The 18,963-nt window shown below is 66.8% G+C and carries 17 protein-coding genes; 11 read left to right on the top strand and 6 right to left on the bottom strand.

The window, feature by feature from the left end; genetic code table 11:
- Window positions 1–6 precede the first annotated feature (6 nt).
- Both ACQ4MJ_RS00095 and ACQ4MJ_RS00100 read right to left on the bottom strand, forming a co-directional pair.
- Window positions 7–2,568, bottom strand: coding sequence for an ATP-binding protein (locus ACQ4MJ_RS00095; protein ID WP_431150830.1), 2,562 nt, complete (start codon window positions 2,566–2,568; stop codon window positions 7–9).
- Window positions 2,568–3,218 carry a LuxR C-terminal-related transcriptional regulator gene (locus ACQ4MJ_RS00100; protein ID WP_431150829.1) on the bottom strand — a complete coding sequence of 217 codons (651 nt, stop codon included), beginning with the start codon at window positions 3,216–3,218 and terminating at the stop codon, window positions 2,568–2,570. Before ACQ4MJ_RS00100 ends, ACQ4MJ_RS00095 begins: the two co-directional genes overlap by 1 nt.
- Window positions 3,219–3,399: 181 nt before the next feature.
- Here ACQ4MJ_RS00100 and ACQ4MJ_RS00105 point away from each other — a divergent pair, with 181 nt between their 5' ends.
- Window positions 3,400–4,476 carry a hypothetical protein gene (locus ACQ4MJ_RS00105; protein ID WP_431150827.1) on the top strand — a complete coding sequence of 359 codons (1,077 nt, stop codon included), beginning with the start codon at window positions 3,400–3,402 and terminating at the stop codon, window positions 4,474–4,476.
- 2 nt (window positions 4,477–4,478) lie between these two features.
- Here ACQ4MJ_RS00105 and ACQ4MJ_RS00110 read toward each other — a convergent pair whose 3' ends face one another.
- Window positions 4,479–4,841, bottom strand: coding sequence for a DUF2237 family protein (locus tag ACQ4MJ_RS00110; RefSeq protein WP_055393012.1), 363 nt, complete (start codon window positions 4,839–4,841; stop codon window positions 4,479–4,481).
- 73 nt (window positions 4,842–4,914) lie between these two features.
- Entirely contained in the window at window positions 4,915–5,394 is a 480-nt protein-coding gene (locus tag ACQ4MJ_RS00115) for a DUF421 domain-containing protein (RefSeq protein ID WP_055393014.1), read from the bottom strand.
- Between the two features lie 175 nt (window positions 5,395–5,569).
- Here ACQ4MJ_RS00115 and ACQ4MJ_RS00120 point away from each other — a divergent pair, with 175 nt between their 5' ends.
- The 4 genes from ACQ4MJ_RS00120 to ACQ4MJ_RS00135 all read left to right on the top strand — a co-directional run bounded on the left by ACQ4MJ_RS00120 (window position 5,570) and on the right by ACQ4MJ_RS00135 (window position 9,049).
- Window positions 5,570–6,268: a DUF4197 domain-containing protein gene (locus ACQ4MJ_RS00120; RefSeq protein ID WP_055393096.1), complete on the top strand. Its 699-nt coding sequence runs from the start codon at window positions 5,570–5,572 to the stop codon at window positions 6,266–6,268.
- Window positions 6,269–6,431: 163 nt separating this feature from the next.
- Window positions 6,432–6,857, top strand: a complete 426-nt coding sequence (locus tag ACQ4MJ_RS00125) for a YchJ family protein (RefSeq protein WP_431150826.1) — start codon at window positions 6,432–6,434, stop codon at window positions 6,855–6,857.
- A gap of 50 nt (window positions 6,858–6,907) precedes the next feature.
- Window positions 6,908–7,561 (top strand): HAD family hydrolase, encoded by a 654-nt coding sequence (locus ACQ4MJ_RS00130; protein WP_055393018.1) that lies wholly within the window; start codon window positions 6,908–6,910, stop codon window positions 7,559–7,561.
- Window positions 7,562–7,609: 48 nt separating this feature from the next.
- A complete protein-coding gene (locus tag ACQ4MJ_RS00135) occupies window positions 7,610–9,049 on the top strand; it encodes a patatin-like phospholipase family protein (protein WP_238385441.1) in 1,440 nt (479 codons plus the stop codon).
- 57 nt (window positions 9,050–9,106) lie between these two features.
- Here ACQ4MJ_RS00135 and ACQ4MJ_RS00140 read toward each other — a convergent pair whose 3' ends face one another.
- Window positions 9,107–9,781, bottom strand: a complete 675-nt coding sequence (locus tag ACQ4MJ_RS00140) for a glutathione S-transferase family protein (protein ID WP_431150825.1) — start codon at window positions 9,779–9,781, stop codon at window positions 9,107–9,109.
- 500 nt (window positions 9,782–10,281) lie between these two features.
- On the bottom strand, window positions 10,282–11,391 hold the full coding sequence (locus tag ACQ4MJ_RS00145; protein ID WP_431150824.1) for an AraC family transcriptional regulator: 1,110 nt from the start codon (window positions 11,389–11,391) through the stop codon (window positions 10,282–10,284).
- Window positions 11,392–11,491: 100 nt separating this feature from the next.
- Between ACQ4MJ_RS00145 and ACQ4MJ_RS00150 the strand changes: the two genes are divergently transcribed.
- The 6 genes from ACQ4MJ_RS00150 to ACQ4MJ_RS00175 are packed head-to-tail and all read left to right on the top strand — an operon-like array spanning window position 11,492 to window position 18,915.
- Window positions 11,492–13,222, top strand: coding sequence for an AMP-binding protein (locus ACQ4MJ_RS00150; RefSeq protein WP_218301617.1), 1,731 nt, complete (start codon window positions 11,492–11,494; stop codon window positions 13,220–13,222).
- Window positions 13,223–13,235: 13 nt separating this feature from the next.
- Window positions 13,236–14,843 (top strand): carboxyl transferase domain-containing protein, encoded by a 1,608-nt coding sequence (locus ACQ4MJ_RS00155; protein ID WP_431150822.1) that lies wholly within the window; start codon window positions 13,236–13,238, stop codon window positions 14,841–14,843.
- Between the two features lie 17 nt (window positions 14,844–14,860).
- A complete protein-coding gene (locus ACQ4MJ_RS00160; protein WP_431150821.1) occupies window positions 14,861–15,370 on the top strand; it encodes a DinB family protein in 510 nt (169 codons plus the stop codon).
- Window positions 15,367–16,149, top strand: coding sequence for an enoyl-CoA hydratase/isomerase family protein (locus ACQ4MJ_RS00165; RefSeq protein WP_431150819.1), 783 nt, complete (start codon window positions 15,367–15,369; stop codon window positions 16,147–16,149). The genes ACQ4MJ_RS00160 and ACQ4MJ_RS00165 overlap by 4 nt, the downstream gene beginning before the upstream one ends.
- 16 nt (window positions 16,150–16,165) lie before the next feature.
- Window positions 16,166–16,885, top strand: a complete 720-nt coding sequence (locus ACQ4MJ_RS00170; RefSeq protein ID WP_218301621.1) for a DUF4126 domain-containing protein — start codon at window positions 16,166–16,168, stop codon at window positions 16,883–16,885.
- A 2-nt stretch (window positions 16,886–16,887) separates the two neighbouring features.
- Window positions 16,888–18,915, top strand: coding sequence for an acetyl/propionyl/methylcrotonyl-CoA carboxylase subunit alpha (locus tag ACQ4MJ_RS00175; protein WP_431150817.1), 2,028 nt, complete (start codon window positions 16,888–16,890; stop codon window positions 18,913–18,915).
- Window positions 18,916–18,963 lie beyond the last annotated feature (48 nt).

Below are 18,963 nucleotides of genomic sequence, written 5' to 3' on the forward strand. Positions count from 1 at the left end.
TAGCGCTTATTGGTAAAGCGCTGAAGGTTGTTTTGATTGATTTTTCTGCGGGCCCAGCCACTGGGCCAGCACCGCGTGCAACTCCACGGGGCTCACCGGCTTGCGCAGTACCAGGTAGCCCTCGTCCTCGGCATCCTGCAAGGCGGGCGCGTTGTGCTCGCCGCTGACCATGGCGCCGCGTGCAGCGGGGCAGCGGGCCAGCAGGGCGCGCAGCACGTCAAAGCCGCTCTCGCCCGTGTGCAGCCGCTGGTCGCAGAAGATGGCATCCGGCTCGAACCCTTCGTCGAGCTGGGCATGTGCCTCGGCCGTGGTGGTGGCGTATGCCGCCGTCACGCCCCAGGCCTCCAGCATGGCGCGCCAGGCCTTGATCACCTGGCGGTCGTCGTCCAGTACTAGGCAGCGGCCTTGCAGCGGGCGCATTGCCGTCTCGTCGCGGTGCAAGGCCACCGGGTCGGGTGGCACGGCCGTCGTAGTAGCCGCAGCGGTGTGGGCCGGCAGCCGCAGCCAGAAGCATGAGCCCCGCCCCGCCTGCGACACCAGGCCGTGGGTGGCGCCCATCTGTTCGGCGCAGCGCGCCACCACGGCCAGCCCCAGGCCGTGTCCGGCGTCGTTCATCTGGTCCGCCCGCTCCCCTCGGTAGTAGGGGCTGAACACCCGGTACTGGTCCGCCACGGCGATGCCGACGCCGGTGTCCCGCACTTCCACCAGCCAGTCGCTGCCGCGCGCCCGCACGCTCACCAGCACCTTGCCTTGGGGCGTGTAGCGGATCGCGTTCTGCACCAGGTTGGCCAGCGCCTGGCGCAGCAGCACCGGTTCTGCCCACACGGTAGCTCCGCCACGCGGCACCCATAGCCGCAGGGCCAGCCCGCCGAGGCTGGCCTGCTCACGGAACAGGCGCACCACGTCCGCGAGCAGTGCGTTCAGGTCCACCACGCCCTTGGCGCCCAGCGGCTGGCCGGATTCCAGGCGGGCCAGGTCCAGCAGTGCGTTGAACAGCTGGTTCATGGCCTGCATGCTGTTGCGCAGGTCGGCAACCATGGGGCGAAGAACCGGGTCGCTGTTGCGCAGGCTGATCGCCTCGACCATCAGCGACATGGCATGCACGGGCTGGCGCAGGTCGTGGCTGGCGGTGGCGAGGAACAGGTTTTTCTCGGTCAGCGCGCTTTCGGCCTGCCGCCGGGCTGCCGCCAGGGCCGCGTTGGCCGTGCGGGTGCGGCGGTACTGCCAGTAGCTGGCGCCCGCCGCCAGCAGGGCCAGCGCCACCGTGGCGGCCAGGCCGATCTGCTGCATGCGGCGCACACGCAGCTCGGCATCCTGCACCCGATTGGCCTGCGCCAGCTGCTCGATCTGGCGCTGCCGTTCAGCGCTGTCAAAGCGCTCCTGCAGCGCGGCCACGGCCTGATCGCGCTCGGTATGGAACAGCTCCTTGGCCAGCGCCTGCTGCTTGCGCGTGGTGGCCATGGCTTCGCGGTACAGGCCGGCTTGCTCGTACATGCGCGAGAGCTCGCCCAGCAGCTGCTCTTCCATGGGCAGGGAGCCTGCTTCATGCACAAACCGAATGCCCGCCTCCACCTCGTGCACGCCAGCCGCAATGCGGCCCTGGCCCATCAGCGCAAAGCCCAGGTTGGCCTGCGCCATTGCGGCCCCGTTCAGCTCGTGCGCGTCGCGGTACGCTGCCAGGGCCTCGCGCATCACGGGCTCGGCTGCGGCATAGGCCTTGCGCTGCAGCAGGACGTCGCCCAGATTGTTCAGCGCCGTGGCCTGGAGCCCGGTGAGCCCGCCGGCGCGGGCGATCTGCAGGGACTGCCGGTAGGCGGCCGCGGCGGTGTCGAGGTTGCCCTGCACGTTTTCCACATTGCCACGGTGCAGGTGCAGCCAGCCCAGCGCCTGCTGGGCGCCCAGCTTTTCGGCCAGCGGCAGCGTCTCGCGAATGGTCTGCAGCGCGCGGTCGGGGTTCTTCATGTCGAAGTGCAGCAGCTCCAGGTGGGTGCGCGACCGCAGCTCGGATGTGGCTGCCTGGCGCGGCAGCGTGCGCGAGAGTTCCAGGCTGCGCAGCAGGTGGGTCATCGCCGCTTCGAACTGGCCGTTGCTGCTGTGCAGGGCACCCAGCGTCAGGTGGTAGAGCCAGCGCACCCAAGGGTCAGGCACCTGCTCCGCCGCGCCCGCTTCGCGCGCCAGGGCGTCCAGCCCGGCGCCTGTCTTGCCCGCCACGGCCCATTGCCGGGCCTCGAAGCAGGTGGCCAGCACCTGCGTCGAGGCATCGCTGTGCGCAGCCGCAAGCGCTTTCAGTTGCGCTATGCCCTCGGTCACCACCGCAGCCTGCCCGGTCTCGAAGGCTGCGTCCGTCAGCGCCGCCAGGTAGGTGCGCCGGGTCGCGACATCGGCCGCGTTGGCAAAGCGGGTGGCGGCGGCCTGCAGCGCCTGCACGGCTTCGGCGCTGTTGCGTTGCGACAGGGTCTGCAGCCGGTCCAGCTCTGCCAGGTCCGGGTTCGGTACCTGTGCCCCTGCGGGCAGTGCCGTCTGCAGGCACAAGGCCGCGACCAGCACCACGGCCCGGACAAGGCGCATCAGGACCGCTCCAGCCGCCGGCCGCGCAACAGCGTGATGGCCTCGATTCGCGTGCGCACCCGTAGCCGCTCCAGGATGCCCGTCACGTGCTCCTTCACGGTGCTCTCGGCAATGTCCAGCTGCAAGGCGATGCGCTTGTTGGGCAGCCCCTGCAGCACCAGCGCGAGGATCTGGCCCTGGCGGGTGGACAACCCCAGCTCGGCCGGAGTCACCGGCAGATCGCGGCTGCGCGGCGGCTGGCTGCCCAGCAGGCCCGGCTCAAACCAGACCAGCCCGCTCAGCAAGGCTTCCACCGCCAGACCAAAGGTCTCAGGCGCTGCTTGTTTGTGGATGAAGCCCTGTGCGCCTGCCTGCCGGGCCTGCTCCATCACGGCGGGGTCATCGTCGCCGCTGATCACGGCGATGGGCATCCCGGGGCAGTGGCTGCGCACCTGGGCGATCAGGCCCACCGCAGCGCCTTCCGCCAGCCAGAAGTCGATGAGCGCGATGGCCGGTGTGCCCCGCATTTCCACCCAGCGCAGGAGATCGTCCGCCCCTGCGGCCTCAACCACCTCCATCTGCGGCAGGCGTGCGCGCAGGAACTCGGCCATGCCGTGCGCCACGAGCGGATGGTCGTCCAGGATGAGCGCGTAAGGGGAAGTAGGGGCCATGTAGTGGGAGAGGGTGGCTGCGCCTTGCGGCGCAGGCGCGCTGACAGCGCGGAGGCAGGGCAAATTCTGCCAAGTGTTGAGCAGGATGGACGGCGCGCAAACCCTACCAGGGTAGGGTTCCGTACCGCAGGAGGTGCTGCACAGAATCCGCCCTTCATTCACGATCAAGAGGTTTCTGTTCATGACACGACAAGCAAGCGCAATGGGTGCTGGGCGCACTGGGCATTCCGTACGGCCCCTCTTCCGCTGGGCACCCCTTGGCTTGGCGGCCGCCTTGCTGGTGGGTTGTGGCGGTAGTGACGATGACAACAATGGCACGCCGCCGCCTACCGCAGGTGCGTTCAGCATTGGCGGTGCGGTCACGGGCCTGGGCGCTGGCAAGACGGTGACGCTGCAAAACACTGGCAAGGACGACCTGACGATCAATGCCAACGGCAACTTCGTCTTCGTGACGCGCCTGGACAGTGGCATTGCCTATGCCGTCACCGTCAAGACCCAGCCCAGCGGCCAGCGTTGCACGGTGACCCAGGGCACGGGCACCGCCACCGCCAACGTCAGCAACGTGCAGGTGCGCTGTGAGAACCTGGCGGCCGCCACCTATACGGTTGGCGGTTCAGTGACCGGTCTGGCGGGTGGCACGCTGGTGCTGCAGAACAACGGGGGCGATGACCTCTCGGTCTCCAGCAACGGCGGCTTCACGTTCGGCACTGCGCTGGCCGGCGGCACGGGCTATGCGGTCACCGTGCGCACGCAGCCTTCCGGCCAGAGCTGCACGGTGCGCAATGGCACCGGCAGCGTGGTCTCTGCCAACGTGGGCTCGGTGGAGGTGAGCTGCGGCACGGTGGTGGCCTTGCCCGAAGGCGACTGGAAGCAGGAGCTGTGCGTAGTGGTGCGGCCCGGCACCTGGGGCCGCTCGCTGTGGCGCATCACCCGCCAGGGGGACAATCGCGTGGCGGGACAGATCGGTGTGGCCACCTATGCTGACGCCAACTGCACGGGCGCTGGCACGGTGGCCGGACCTCTGACCGGTGTGGGCAGTGTGGCGTTCGACCGTAACGGCAGCACGGCTACTATGACCGCGTTCTGGGGCCTGTGGACCCAGCCGTCAGGCCTGACATCGCGTGCCGTCTGGGCCCGCAAGGGGAGCCGCCTGTGCATTTTTGGCGACCAGATACCCACGGCCTTCCCAACGGCGGTCAGTGTGGAGAGCTACGTGGACACCGTTCTGCCCAACAAGACCTGCTACACGCAAAACTGAGCCTAGGACAACGCCGTGCTTTGCAATTGCGCCAGCGTCACGAACTCCAGCGCGCGCGCATGTGTGCATTCCAGGATCACGGGAGGCGCCACACCCGCCTCGTAGGCCTCCTTCCAGCGCAAGACGCACAGACACCAACGGTTGTTGGGCTGCAGCCCTGCAAAGCGGGACTCGGGCCGGGGGGTGATGAGGTCGTTGCCCCGCGACAGCGAAAAGTCCAGAAACGCCTGTGTCATGCGTGCGCAGATCACGTGGGTGCCGTGGTCTTGCTCGTCGGTGTTGCAGCAGCCGTCGCGGTAGTAGCCGGTCAGTGGGTCGTAGGAGCAGGGCATCAGCAAGGTGCCCAGAACGTTCAGTGCAGTCATATCGGGTCGCGTAAGTCGCGTGGGTTGTGAGGGGCGGTGAGTGGGCAGACCGTTGGCGTGGGCGCGGGGCGGGTCAGCCAACCTCGCCACGACGGCGCAGCACTACGGTGATCTGCCCGTTGGTCTCGATGGTGGCGCGTTCTACTTCGTGCGCGTGCAGGCAGCCGCCTGCGCGCAGTGCGGCCTCCACGTCGTCGCGGGTCAGCAGCTCCTTGCGCATCAGCGCCTGGTTCAGTTCGCCCTGCTGGATCAGCACCTGGGCCTTGCCGTCCACCCAGCGCCCGATGCGCGGGAAGTGGAACGCCAACCGCGCCAGCGCCACATGCAGCAGCATGAGCGTGCTGGCCGAGATCAGCCCGCCCACCAGCGAGTTGTCGCCAGCGTTCATCGAGTTCTGCACCGCGTTCGACAGGATCAGCAACAGGATCAGGTCAAACGGCTCGTACTGCCCCGTCTGCCGCTTGCCCGACAGGCGCATGAACACCAGCAAGAACAGGTACACCACCACGCCGCGCAGCACAAACTCCCACCACGGCACGCTCATTTGCCACATTGCAAGGTTCCTTGTTGGATGCTTGGGTGGGGGCAGTCTACGGCCTGCGGCTTGCCCCTCATTCGCTGAGCGAAAATCCCGGCAATTCCCCGCACGGCTCCGGCACAGTGCGCCACTCACTGCAGTGGTGGCCGAGTGGGCATCATCTGCCGTCCCCCACCGAAAGTACCGCACCATGCAACGCCGCCAATTTCACCAAACCAGCCTCGTGGCTGCCCTGCTGTGCGCCACCGGCCAGCGGGCCTGGGCCCTGTCGCTGGGTGACCTTACCAATGCCGATGCCGCCAGCGGCCTCAAAGCCGCGCTGGGCCAGGGCGCCCAGGCGGCGGTCGCCCTGCTGGGGCGGCCTGACGGGTTTCTGGGCAACCCCCAGGTGCGCATCGGCCTGCCGGGCTCCCTGGACGACGCCGCCAAGGTCATGAAGTCGCTGGGCCAGGGGCGGCGCATCGACGAGCTGGTCACTTCCATCAACCGCGCCGCCGAAGCCGCCGTGCCCATGGGCAAAGACCTGCTGGTGGGCGCCGTGCAGAAGATGACGGTGACCGATGCCAAGAACATCCTGACCGGCGGCAGCACCTCGGTCACCGCCTTTTTTGCCGACAAGACACGCACGCCGCTCTCCGAACGCTTCCTGCCCGTGGTGAACCAGGCCACCGAAAAAGTCGGCCTGACCCAGAAGTACAACGCCTTTGCGGGCAAGGCAGCGAGCTTTGGCCTGCTCAAACCCGAGGAGGCCAACCTTGCGCAGTACGTCACCGGCAAGACGCTCGACGGCCTGTACTTCATGATCGGCGAGGAGGAACGCCGCATCCGTCAGAATCCGGCCGGTGCAGGCAGCGCCATCGCCCGCAAGGTCTTTGGTGCGCTGAGATGAAGCTCCCCCTGAGTCGCTTCGCGCCATCCCCCTCTCTCGCTGCGCGGGAGGGGGACGCACCCAGTGGCCTGGCAAAGCCAGTTCCACAGGTGCACTCGCCTCGCGCAGCGCCCGTTTCCATCGGTGGGGCGCGCATCGCCTGCGTGCCTTCCTGCATCCGTCCATGAACCATAACGACCCCTGCCCCTGCGGCCGTACCCAAGCCGCACCCGGCAAAAGCGCCAAGGCTGCGGCCTTGTCCTATGGGGAATGCTGCGGCAGCTACCTCGACCACTGGGACGGCGCTGCCGCGCCCGACGCCGAGAGCCTCATGCGGTCACGCTACACCGCCTTTGTCCTCGAACGTGGCGACTACCTGCAGGCCACCTGGCACCCCGGCACCCGGCCAGCGGCCCTCGATTTCGACCCCGGCACGAAGTGGCTGGGGCTGGAAGTGCGCAGCCACCGCAGCACAGGCGAAGACCGCGCCGAGGTCGAGTTTGTCGCGCGCTACCGCGTGGGCGGCCGCGCCGTGCGCCTGCACGAGACCAGCCGCTTCGTGCGCGAAGACGGGCGCTGGTTCTATGTGGATGGCGATATCCACTCCTAAAAATTGAATAAAAATGACCTCCAGCGCTTTACCAATAAGCGCGAGCAGCTATGAAATTTGAAGCAATCTTGTTTGACTGCGATGGTGTGCTGGTCGACAGCGAACCCATCACCAACGGCGTGCTGCGCGACATGCTCAACGAGGCGGGCTGGGCCCTGAGTGCCGACGAATGCATGCGCATCTTTATCGGCAAAACGGTGCGCAGCGAGGCCGCCCGCATCGAGGCCCACACCGGCCGCCCGCTGACCGATGCGTGGATGGCCGACTTCTATGCGCGGCGCAATGCCGAGCTGGACCAGCGCCTCACGGCCATCGAACACATCCACGGCACCATCGAAAGGGTGCACGCGCACCATGGCGGGCGCATTGCCTGCGCCTCGGGTGCCGACCGGCACAAGGTCGAGATGCAGCTGGCCAAGGTGGGGCTCACGCCATACTTTGCCGGGCGGGTGTTCAGCGGCCACGAGATGCCCGCCACCAAGCCCGCGCCCGACGTCTATCTGGCGGCGGCTGCGGCCCTGCAGGTGGCGCCCGGGCGCTGTGCCGTGGTGGAAGACACCGTTACGGGCGTGACCGCTGGCGTGGCCGCAGGCGCCACGGTATTTGCCTATGCGCCGCTGGACGATGGCGAGCCCCTGCGTGCCGCAGGCGCAGCGCAGGTGTTTCGCAGCATGGCCGAGTTGCCTGCGCTGTTGGGCTGCTGACACAGGCAAGAAGATTCCCAACAGCCCTGTAACCATGGGAGAAGCGCAATGCCGGGACAACGCATGAAGCAGTGGATGCGGCGATGCGCCGTGGTGGCGGCCCTGGCCCTGCTGGCGGGCTGCTCGTCGGTGCGGCCCTGGATCAACGAACCCCTGAAGCCCGAAGACCAGTCCATCCCCGAGCGCAAGTCCGAGCGCGACCCTACCATCCTGGTGGCCGTCACGCTCTCGGGCGGCGGCGCAAGGGCGGCCGCCTTCGGCTTTGGCGTGCTGACCGAAATGCAGGCCACGCGGTTTGACTGGAACGGGCGCCCCACCACGCTGCTCGACGCCACCGATGTGATCAGCGGCGTCTCGGGCGGCAGCATCGTGGCCGCTTACCTGGCGGCACACGGCATCGAGGGGCTGCCCCGCTTCGAGCAGGACTTTCTGCGCCAGAACTTCCAGAACAGTCTGATCACGCAGGCCCTGCGCCCCGGCAACCTGGTGGACCTGACCTCGCCCTGGTTCGGCCGCACGCACCTGCTCGCGCGGCGGCTGGATGAGCTCTATGGCGGGCGCACCTTTGGCGATGTGGCGCGGCGCCCGCGCCACCCGCAGCTGTTCATCACCGCCACCGACATGTCATTGGGCACCGGCTTTGAATTCACGTGGGACCAGTTCGCGCTGATCTGCTCCGACCTGCGCAAGGTGCCGCTGTCGTTCGCGGTGGCGGCATCGTCCGCCGTACCGCTGCTGCTGAGCCCCGTCACCCTCAAGAACTACGCCGACCAGTGCCCCCAGTACCAGACCGTGTCCCGCGCTGCCACCCTGGCCGCGGGCGGCGACTACCGCGCGCGCCTGTACCGCGCGCATGAGTTGAGCTATCTGGACGCGCAGCGCCGCCCCTACATCCACTTGGTGGATGGCGGCCTGGCCGACAACCTGGGCGTGCAGCGCCTGCTCGACCGGGCCCTGGCCGGTGGCGGACTGCGCGAAACCTTCAGCGAAGTGGGCATCCCCCCCGGCACCATCCGCAAGCTGGTGCTTGTCACCGTCAACGCCGAGCGCGACCCATCCGAGAACATCGACATGAGCGACAAGGTGCCCAACATGGCCCAGGTGGTGGACTCGCTGCTGTTTGGCACCGGCGCCCGCGCCACGCGCGAGACGCAGGAGTTCTTGCGCGACATCACCCAGCAGTGGCGCCAGTCGCTGGCGGCGGGCCCCACCGGCAGCAGCGATGCCTTTGCGCCCGGTGCCGAGGTCCACGTCATTTCCGTCAACCTGCGCGATGCCCACGACGACGTGGCGCGCCGCCGCCTGCTGCAGGTGCCCACGGCGTTCTCCATCACGTCGGAAGAAGTCACAGACCTCATCGAGGCGGGTGGCAGCGTGCTGCGCCACTCGCCGGAGTTCCGCGCACTGGTGCAGTCGCTGGCGCGGCAGGCTCCGACGACACCTTCACCCACGCCCGGACCTGCATCTACACCAGCGAAGTCCGAGTAGCCGCGTGAGCCCGGCTAACCCCTAGCGTGCAACACCACACTAGCCCCCACCTCCGCATCACGGTTTGGTGTCGGGAGCCGGGGTGGTGGGCACGTCCTGGTCTTGGGCCGCCTCCTTCTGTGCGGCCATCGCCCGCTGGTAGCCGGGTCGCTGTTGCAGCCGCTGCCAGTAGGCCTGCGTGGCCGGGCCAAATTGTTCGTTCAGCCCCAGGTGCTGCGCCAGCAGCAGCGCATACCCCACGGCCACATCCGCCGCCGTAAAGCGGCCCGCGCACAGATAGTCGCTGCGGCCGTGGGTCATCGCGGTTTCTACCGCGCGCAGCCGGGCCAGGAACCAGCGGCTGTAGTCCTCCACCACCTGCGGTAGCTTGCGCTCTGCGGTCTCAAACCGGCCATAGCGCAGCACCAGTGTCTGCGGAAAGGTCAGCGTCGCATCGCTCATGTGCAGCCAGTTCAGGTACGCGCCATACGCCGGGTGTGTGGGCGCCACATCCAGCCCCGCGTCGGGGTGCGTGGCGGCCAGGTACTGGCACATGGCCGCCGATTCGGTCATGCGCACATCGCCCTGCACCAGCAGCGGCACCGTGCCCAGCGGGTTCTCGTCCAGAAACCACCGGGCCTTGGCGCGGGGCGGGAAGGGGAGCATGTGGAGCTGGTAGGGCAGTTGCAGCTCTTCGAGCATCCACAGGGGGCGGAATGAGCGGGCGCTGACGCAGTGGTGGAGGTGGAGCATGGGGGGCTAAACGTCGCTGGCTGAGATTTGATTTACACGACTCGCTGACCGTCTAGTTCCGGCTAGGTGCAGCAGGTAGGTGTTATGAAAGCGGATGCTGATGTTTGAATTAGTCGGCGGCCCTTGAGGGCCGTCCGCTTCGTCGAATGGTTTGTCGCCTACTTCGCAGCAAGTGCAATTACTGAAACAACGATTGCAAGGACGGATAGACCAAGGGATACCCAGCCCCTGATCTCATTGCCCCTACTCTGGCGCCGCTTGAACTCCATCTCACACAAAATGTAGTTCCCGCTGTGCTCTTTCCAGCTCGCCATGTACTCGGCTAGCTCTTCGTCTGTCTTGGATCTGAGCTCTTGGGTAGTGGTCGTCATAACCATGGCATGTCTCCCCGTGTTTAGTGTTGCGCTGACCGATCGCGGAGCAATTGGTTACAGCAGAATAAACGCGACTAGAAGAAATTGAACCTGCTGACTGGCATTCAATACAAAGTCCTGCACTCTCTACACACTCACCACCCTCCGAAACTCCGCCGGCGACTGCCCCGTCCACCCCCGGAACGCCCGGATAAAACTCTTCTCGTTCACGAACCCCGCCGCCTCCGCCACCTGCTTGATGGGCCGCTGCGTGCGGTGCAGCAACTCCACCGCGCGGGTGCGGCGAACCTCGTCTTTCAAGCCCTGCAGCGTGGCGCCTTCTTCCTTCAACTGCCGGTGCAGCGTGCGTGGCGAGACATGCAGCAGCGCGGCGAGTGATTCGGCGCTGTGCTGGGGCAGGGCGTGGGCCGGCTGGCCGGGCAGGGGCGCGGCCAGCAGCTGGCGCACGCGCTGCACCAGCAGGCGGTCGCGGCGGTAGTGCAGCACCGTCAGGGGCAGGGCGTGCTGCAGCATCTGGCGCAGGGCCTGCTCGTCGCGGCGCAGGGGCAGGTGCAGGTAGCGGGCGTCGAAGTGAATGGCGGTGCGCGGCGCGTGGAAGGTGACCGGGCCTCGGAACAACACGGCATAGGCATCGGCGTGCGGGGGCGCATCAAAGGCAAATTCTGCGGCAATGAGCGGAATGCGCGAGTCCACCATCCAGCAGGCCAGGCCATGGGCATTGCGCAGCACGGATACCAGGCAAAACTCGCGCAGCGCGCCCAGGTCGCGGACCTCGGTGATGGCCAGGGTGGCGGTGTCGCCTTGGGTGGTGAGGTGCAGGGCAATGTCGTCCGCCAGCAGTCCATGGTGGCGGCACCAGCGGGCCAGAGCCACCTGCAGCGTGGGCGAGCTGATGCTGGCGCGTGCCAGCATGCCGTAGCTGCCCCAGGGCAGGCGGCGGCTGAACCAGCCCAGGGCTTCGTCGTCCAACTCTTGCATGGCGGCGTCGGAGATCTGCTCCATCTGCCAGGCGGTGATGCGGGCGCTGTCGTCGGGCAGCAGCTGCGGCGCAATCTGTGCCTGGGCCAGGGCACGTTCGGGGCTCAGGCCGCGCCGCTCGTACGCCAGAACAATGGCACGCACAAAGGCGATGGGCGTTGCGGCAGGGGCAGATGGAGTGGTTGGGAGACGATGGTCGGTGGGGGCGGTGGTCTTCACGCCACAGAGTGTGCCAGCCGTGGCACGATTTGCAACCATTGTGTCCACCCGCCAGGGGTTCAGGCTTCTATGCTTACGGATCGCCCGCCCGCATGTTCTTGCGGCGCAGGCCGCATGACAGAGCCGAGGAGACAAACCCGTGACGAGTGCAGCCGCAACGAACTTCGCACCGCTGGTGGACAGCCACGCCCGTGGCGCCACCGATGTTCCCCTGATCGAGCAGACCATCGGCGCCTTTTTTGCCGATATGGTGGCCCGCCAGCCCGACCGCGAGGCGCTGGTCAGCGTGCACCAGGGCCGCCGCACCACCTACGCCCAGCTGCAGACCGAGGCGCACCGGCTGGCGAGTGCGCTGCTGGGCATGGGGCTCACGCCCGGCGACCGCGTGGGCATCTGGTCGCACAACAACGCCGAATGGGTGCTGATGCAGCTGGCCACCGCGCAGGTGGGCCTGGTGCTGGTCAACATCAACCCGGCCTACCGCACGTCCGAGGTGGAATACGCGCTCAACAAGGTGGGCTGCAAGCTGCTGGTGACCATGGCCCGCTTCAAGACCAGCGACTACCTGGGCATGCTGCGCGAGCTGGCGCCCGAGTGGCAGCACCAGCAGCCCGGCCAGCTGGGCTCCGTGAAGCTGCCCCACCTGAACACCGTGGTGTGGATCGACGATGCGGGGCAGGGTGCCGATGAGCCCGGCCTGCTGCGTTTTACCGACCTGCTGGCACGCGGCAACGCAGCCGACCCGCGCCTGGCGCAAATCGCAACCACGTTGAAAGCCACCGACCCCATCAACATCCAGTTCACCAGCGGAACCACCGGCTTCCCCAAGGGCGCCACGCTCACGCACCGCAACATCCTGAACAACGGTTTCTTCATTGGCGAGTGCATGAAGCTCACGCCCGAAGACCGCCTGTGCATCCCCGTGCCGCTGTACCACTGCTTCGGCATGGTGCTGGGCAACCTGGCCTGCCTGACGCACGGTGCCACCATCGTGTACCCCAACGACGGGTTTGACCCGCTGACCGTGCTGCAGACGGTGCAGGACGAGCGCTGCACCGGCCTGCACGGCGTGCCCACCATGTTCATTGCCGAGCTGGACCACCCGCGTTTTGCCGAGTTCAACCTCAGCACCCTGCGCACCGGCATCATGGCGGGTTCGCCCTGCCCCACCGAGGTGATGAAGCGTGTGGTGGAGCAGATGAACCTTCGCGAAATCACCATTGCCTACGGCATGACCGAGACCAGCCCCGTGAGCTGCCAGAGCAGTACCGACACGCCGCTGGACAAGCGCGTCTCCACCGTGGGCCAGGTGCAGCCGCACCTGGAGATCAAGATCGTGGATCCCGACAGCGGGGCGGTGGTGCCCATCGGCCAGCGGGGCGAGTTCTGCACCAAAGGCTATTCCGTCATGCACGGCTACTGGGGCGACCCGGCCAAGACCCGCGAGGCGATTGACGAAGGCGGCTGGATGCACACCGGTGACCTTGCCACCATGGACGCCGAGGGCTACGTGAACATCGTTGGCCGCATCAAGGACATGGTGATCCGTGGCGGCGAGAACATCTACCCGCGCGAGATCGAAGAATTTTTGTACCGCCACCCGCAGGTGCAGGATGTGCAGGTGGTGGGCGTGCCCGACCAGAAGTACGGCGAGGAACTCTGCGCCTGGATCATTGCCAAGCCCGGCACCCAGCCCACCGAGGACGATATCCGCGCCTTCTGCAAGGGCCAGATCGCGCACTACAAGGTGCCGCGCTACATCCGCTTTGTCACCAGCTTTCCGATGACGGTGACGGGCAAGATCCAGAAGTTCAAGATCCGCGACGAGATGAAGGATCTGCTGGGCCTGGAAGAACAAAAGACTGCTTGAAGAGCCACACCGTATGACCATTCTCGATACCCAACTCAACGCCCGCTCGGCGGACTTTCTGGCCAACGCCGCCGCCATGCGAACACTGGTGGATGACCTGCGCGCCCAGCTCGACAAGGTTGCCCAGGGCGGCGGCGAAGCGGCCCGCGCCAAGCACACCGCGCGCGGCAAGCTGCTGCCGCGCGAACGCGTGCAGATGCTGCTGGACCCGGGCACGCCGTTCCTCGAACTCGCGCCGCTGGCCGCGCTGAACATGTACAACAACGATGCGCCCAGCGCGGGGCTCATCGCGGGCATTGGCCGCGTGAGTGGTGTGGACTGCATGATCGTGTGCAACGACGCTACGGTGAAGGGCGGCACCTACTACCCCCTCACCGTCAAGAAGCACCTGCGTGCACAAGAGGTGGCCCAGCAGAACCACCTGCCCTGCATCTACCTGGTGGACTCGGGCGGCGCCAACCTGCCCAACCAGGACGAGGTTTTTCCTGATCGCGACCACTTCGGCCGCATCTTCTTCAACCAGGCCAACATGAGCGCCATGGGCATCTCGCAGATCGCCGTGGTCATGGGATCGTGCACGGCGGGCGGCGCCTACGTGCCGGCCATGAGTGACGAGTCCATCATCGTCAAGAACCAGGGCACCATCTTTTTGGGTGGCCCGCCGCTGGTCAAGGCCGCGACGGGCGAGGTCGTGACGGCCGAAGACCTGGGCGGCGGCGACGTGCACACGCGCCTGTCGGGTGTGGCCGACCACCTGGCGCAGAACGACATGCATGCGTTGCAGCTGGCACGCAATGCAGTGCGCAATTTGAATAAAAACAAGCCGCAGGCGCCCGCAGATCATGCGCCGGTAGCTCCTAAATTCGCAGCAGACGAGCTGTACGGCGTGATCCCCGTGGACACGCGCAAGCCGTTTGATGTGCGCGAAATCATTGCGCGCATTGTCGATGGCAGCGAGTTTGACGAGTTCAAGGCACGCTACGGCACCACGCTGGTCACGGGCTTTGCGCGCATTGAAGGGATGATGGTCGGCATCATCGCCAACAACGGCATCCTGTTCAGCGAGTCGGCGCTCAAGGGCGCGCACTTCATCGAGCTGTGCTGCCAGCGCAAGATCCCGCTGGTGTTCCTGCAGAACATCACCGGCTTCATGGTGGGCCGCAAGTACGAGAACGAAGGCATCGCCCGCAACGGCGCCAAGATGGTGACGGCCGTGGCCACGGCCAGCGTGCCCAAGTTCACCATCATCATCGGCGGCAGTTTTGGCGCGGGCAATTACGGCATGTGCGGCCGGGCCTACAGCCCCCGCTTCCTGTGGATGTGGCCCAATGCGCGCATCAGCGTCATGGGCGGCGACCAGGCTGCGGGCGTGCTGGCCACGGTGAAGCGCGACGGCATCGAGGCCAAGGGTGGGCAGTGGAGCATGGAGGAAGAAGAAGCCTTCAAGGCCCCCATCCGCCGCCAGTACGAGGACCAAGGCCACCCCTACTACGCCACCGCCCGCCTGTGGGACGACGGCGTGATCGACCCCGCCGATACGCGCCGCGTGCTGGCGCTGGGCCTGGCGGCCACGCGCAATGCGCCCATCGAAGACACCAAGTTCGGCCTGTTCCGCATGTAGCAGGAGCAGGAGCCACCATGGACGCTGTTGCCCACTTCACCCAGCTTGCGCGCTACAACGTGTGGGCCACGGCGCGCCTGCTTGATGCAGTGCGGGCGCTGCCGGAAGAGGACTACCGGCGCGATGTGGGCCTGTTCTTCAAAAGCATCCACGGCACGCTCAACCACCTGCTGGTGGGCGAACACCATCTGTGGTTTGTGCGGTTTGCCGAGGGCCTTTCGCCCAAGATGGCGCTGGACGCCGAGTTGGAATCTGACCGTGGGCGGCTGGATGCCCGGTTGCGTGAGGGCGCAGCCCGCTGGGCGCCGCTGATCGCGTCGTTGTCTCCAAACCGCTGGAACGGCATGCTCGACTACACCACCATGCGCGGCACAGCGGCATCGCTACCGTTTGCGGCCACGCTGGCGCATGTGTTCAACCACGGCACCCACCACCGGGGCCAGATCACCGCAGCATTGACCGCCCTGGGCCAGCCCAGCCCCGAGCTGGACCTTGTCTACTTCCTGCAAAACCCGTCCACGCCATGAGCCAGAACCTGTCCATCACCCAAACCGGCGCCGTGGCGCGCATCACGCTCACGCAGCCCGAAATCCGCAACGCCTTCAGCGATGAGGTCATTGCCGAGATCACCGCCGCCTTCACCGATGTGGGTGGGCGTGCCGATGTGCGCGCCGTGGTGCTGGCTGCGGAAGGCCCGGCCTTCTGCGCCGGTGCCAACCTCAACTGGATGCGCCGCATGGCCGACTACACGCGCGACGAGAACATCGCCGACGCGGGAAAGCTGGCCGAGATGCTGCGGGTGATCTATGAGTGCCCCAAGCCCACGGTGGCACGTGTGCAGGGCGATGTATATGCAGGCGGCATGGGCCTGGTGGCCGCGTGCGACATGGCCGTGGCCGTGGACACGGCGGGCTTTTGCCTCAGCGAAGTGAAGCTGGGGCTCATCCCCGCCACCATCAGCCCTTATGTGATACGTGCCATGGGCGCACGCGCTGCGCACCGCTACTTCCTCACGGCAGAGCGTTTTGGCGCGGCCGAAGCCTTGCGCATTGGCTTTGTGCACGAGGTCGTGGTCGCTGACCAGCTCGACACCAAGGTGGACGAACTGCTCAAGGCCCTGACCAGCGCCAGCCCCAATGCTGTGCGCGTGTGCAAGAAGCTGGTGATGGATGTGGCAGAGCGGGAGATCAACGCGGGCCTCATCGCCGCCACGGTGCAGGGCATTGCCGACATCCGTGCCAGCGATGAGGGCAAGGAAGGCGTGCAGTCCTTCCTCAACAAGCGCAAACCCGCCTGGTTGGGCTGATCGGTACAAGCAGGCCATGGACACCCTCTGGTTCAACATCGTGCAGTGGCTCCACACGCTGGGGCTGCATGTGGATGGCGGCACCGCGCGCGCCGTGGGCGACGCGGCAGCCACAGCAACTGCAAAGCTCGACATGCCCAGCCTGCTGGCGCTGGCCGCCGCACTGGGCTGGGCCAGCGGCTTTCGGTTGTATGCCGTGGTGTTCCTGGTCGGCATGATGGGCGTGCTGGGCTGGATGCCCCTGCCGCCCGGCCTGGCGATGCTGCAGCACCCGCTGGTGCTGATGGTCAGCGGCTTCATGCTGATGGTGGAGTTCTTTGCCGACAAGGTGCCCTGGGTGGACAGCGCCTGGGATGCTGTGCACGCCTTCATCCGCGTGCCAGCGGGCGCCGCCTTGGCCTATGGCGTGTTTGGCGCCGACAACGCCACCATGGCCGTGGTCGCGGGGCTGCTGGGGGGCTCGCTTTCGGCCACGTCGATGGCCACCAAGATGACCACGCGCGCGGCGGTGAACACCTCGCCCGAGCCGTTTTCCAACTGGGGCCTGTCGTTCCTGGAAGACGGCCTGGTCGTTGCCGTGGTCTGGCTGGCCACGCAGCACCCGGTGGCCTTTGGTGTTGCGTTGGTCGTGATGGTGGTGGTGTCGGTACTGCTGCTGGTGGTGCTGTTCAAGTTTCTGCGCGCCGTGGTGCGGCGCTTGTCTTCATTCTTTTCTGGTTCTGCCAAGGTGGCTTAAAAATGTTCAACAAGATACTCATCGCAAATCGAGGCGAGATCGCTTGCCGTGTGGCCGCCACCGCCAAGCGCCTGGGCGTGAAAACCGTCGCCGTGTATTCCGATGCCGACGCTAACGCCAAACATGTCGCCGTGTGCGACGAGGCAGTGCACATTGGCGGCAGCGCGCCCAAGGACAGCTACTTGCGCTGGGAGCGCATCATCGACGCCGCCAAGGCCACGGGCGCGCAGGCTATCCACCCTGGCTACGGTTTCCTGAGCGAGAACGAAGACTTTGCCAAGGCCTGTGCCGATGCGGGCCTGGTCTTCATCGGCCCGCCTGCCAGCGCCATCAATGCCATGGGGCTGAAGGCCGAGTCCAAGCGCCTGATGGAGCAGGCCCAGGTGCCCCTGGTGCCCGGCTACCACGGTGCGGACCAGGACACGGCACTGCTGCAACGCGAGGCGGACCGCATTGGCTACCCGGTGCTCATCAAGGCCAGCGCGGGTGGTGGTGGCAAGGGCATGCGCGCCGTGGACAAGGCCGAGGATTTTGGCGCCGCGCTCGATTCGTGCAAGCGCGAGGCCATCAACAGCTTCGGCGACGATGCGGTGCTGGTCGAAAAATACGTGCAGCGCCCCCGCCACATCGAGATCCAGGTGTTCGGCGACACGCACGGCAACTGCGTGTACCTGTTTGAGCGCGACTGCTCGGTGCAGCGCCGCCACCAGAAGGTGCTGGAAGAAGCGCCCGCCCCCGGCATGACGCCGGAGCTGCGCGCCCGCATGGGCGAGGCTGCCGTGGCCGCAGCACGGGCGGTGAACTACGTGGGCGCGGGCACGGTGGAATTCATCGTCGAGCAGCCCGGCGGCTACGACGCCCCCGAGCAGATGAAGTTCTACTTCATGGAGATGAACACCCGCCTGCAGGTGGAGCACCCCGTGACCGAGGCGATCACCGGCCTCGACCTGGTGGAGTGGCAGCTGCGTGTAGCGTCGGGCGAGCCCTTGCCGCTCCAGCAGCAAGACCTGCGCATCACAGGCCACGCCATCGAGGCCCGCATCTGTGCCGAGAACCCCGACAACAACTTCCTGCCTGCCACCGGGGCGCTCAACGTGTACGCGCTGCCCGAGTGTGTGACCTTCGAACGGTGCGCGGTGCGCGTGGATTCCGGCGTGCGCCAGGGCGATGCGATCAGCCCGTTCTACGACTCCATGGTGGCCAAGCTCATCGTGCACGGCGACACGCGTGCGCAAGCCCTGGCCCGGCTGGATGAGGCGCTGGCCCAGACCCACATCGTGGGCCTGGCAACCAACGTGCAGTTTTTGCGCCGCGTGGCCCGCACCGAGGCATTTGCCAGCGCCAAGCTGGACACCGCGCTGATCCCGCGCGAGCAGGCGGTGCTGTTCCACCAGGAGCCCGTGGGCTTGCCCCTGGCGGCTGCTGCCGCCGTGGCTCAGACCCTGCTGCGCGAGCGCGCCAGCGAGGGCGTGGACCCCTTCAGCCGCCGCGATGGTTTTCACACCCATGGCGTGGTGCAGCGCCGGTTTGAGTTCGAGTTTGGTGGTGAGCGCGCCAAGGCGCTGCTGACCTACGAGCGTGGTGGCAGCCTGCATCTGGCCGTCGGCGAAGGCGATGCCGCAGTGGCCGGGCCGTTGGTGTTCAGCGCTGTGGGGCAGGGCATCGAATTGCAGTTTGCAGGTCAGCGCACGCGTGCGGCTGTGTATGCCCAGGGCGAGGTGGACCACGTATTCACCCCGCTGGGCGCCACGCAGATCACTGCCATCGACCTGCTGGCCCACGCGGGCGAGGCTGCGGCTGAAGGCGGGCGCCTCACAGCACCGATGCCTGGCAAGGTGGTGTCGTTTGCCGTGGAGGCGGGCGATGCGGTAACCAAGGGTCAACCGCTGGCAGTGATGGAAGCCATGAAGATGGAACACACCATTGCTGCCCCTGCGGATGGTGTGGTGCAGGAGCTGCTGTATGCGCCGGGCGACCAGGTGACCGAGGGAGCAGAACTGCTCAAGCTGGTAGCCGTCGACAAGGCCTGAGCCCACGCAGTGTCCCGAGTCGTCTGCAGGTGACAGCGCAGGGGGCCC

It is taken from the genome of Acidovorax facilis (assembly GCF_050626955.1).
Lineage (GTDB): Bacteria > Pseudomonadota > Gammaproteobacteria > Burkholderiales > Burkholderiaceae_C > Acidovorax > Acidovorax facilis.

Excerpts from the sequence above, each read along its gene's own strand:
- ACQ4MJ_RS00100 (WP_431150829.1), bottom strand. The coding sequence starts at position 3,218 with ATGGCCCCTACTTCCCCTTACGCGCTCATCCTGGACGACCATCCGCTC.
- ACQ4MJ_RS00155 (WP_431150822.1), top strand. The coding sequence starts at position 13,236 with ATGACCATTCTCGATACCCAACTCAACGCCCGCTCGGCGGACTTTCTG.
- ACQ4MJ_RS00165 (WP_431150819.1), top strand. The coding sequence starts at position 15,367 with ATGAGCCAGAACCTGTCCATCACCCAAACCGGCGCCGTGGCGCGCATC.
- ACQ4MJ_RS00130 (WP_055393018.1), top strand. The coding sequence starts at position 6,908 with ATGAAATTTGAAGCAATCTTGTTTGACTGCGATGGTGTGCTGGTCGAC.
- ACQ4MJ_RS00135 (WP_238385441.1), top strand. The coding sequence starts at position 7,610 with ATGCCGGGACAACGCATGAAGCAGTGGATGCGGCGATGCGCCGTGGTG.
- ACQ4MJ_RS00125 (WP_431150826.1), top strand. The coding sequence starts at position 6,432 with ATGAACCATAACGACCCCTGCCCCTGCGGCCGTACCCAAGCCGCACCC.
- ACQ4MJ_RS00170 (WP_218301621.1), top strand. The coding sequence starts at position 16,166 with ATGGACACCCTCTGGTTCAACATCGTGCAGTGGCTCCACACGCTGGGG.
- ACQ4MJ_RS00145 (WP_431150824.1), bottom strand. The coding sequence starts at position 11,391 with ATGGTTGCAAATCGTGCCACGGCTGGCACACTCTGTGGCGTGAAGACC.
- ACQ4MJ_RS00160 (WP_431150821.1), top strand. The coding sequence starts at position 14,861 with ATGGACGCTGTTGCCCACTTCACCCAGCTTGCGCGCTACAACGTGTGG.
- ACQ4MJ_RS00095 (WP_431150830.1), bottom strand. The coding sequence starts at position 2,568 with ATGCGCCTTGTCCGGGCCGTGGTGCTGGTCGCGGCCTTGTGCCTGCAG.
- ACQ4MJ_RS00120 (WP_055393096.1), top strand. The coding sequence starts at position 5,570 with ATGCAACGCCGCCAATTTCACCAAACCAGCCTCGTGGCTGCCCTGCTG.
- ACQ4MJ_RS00140 (WP_431150825.1), bottom strand. The coding sequence starts at position 9,781 with ATGCTCCACCTCCACCACTGCGTCAGCGCCCGCTCATTCCGCCCCCTG.
- ACQ4MJ_RS00105 (WP_431150827.1), top strand. The coding sequence starts at position 3,400 with ATGACACGACAAGCAAGCGCAATGGGTGCTGGGCGCACTGGGCATTCC.
- ACQ4MJ_RS00110 (WP_055393012.1), bottom strand. The coding sequence starts at position 4,841 with ATGACTGCACTGAACGTTCTGGGCACCTTGCTGATGCCCTGCTCCTAC.
- ACQ4MJ_RS00175 (WP_431150817.1), top strand. The coding sequence starts at position 16,888 with ATGTTCAACAAGATACTCATCGCAAATCGAGGCGAGATCGCTTGCCGT.
- ACQ4MJ_RS00115 (WP_055393014.1), bottom strand. The coding sequence starts at position 5,394 with ATGTGGCAAATGAGCGTGCCGTGGTGGGAGTTTGTGCTGCGCGGCGTG.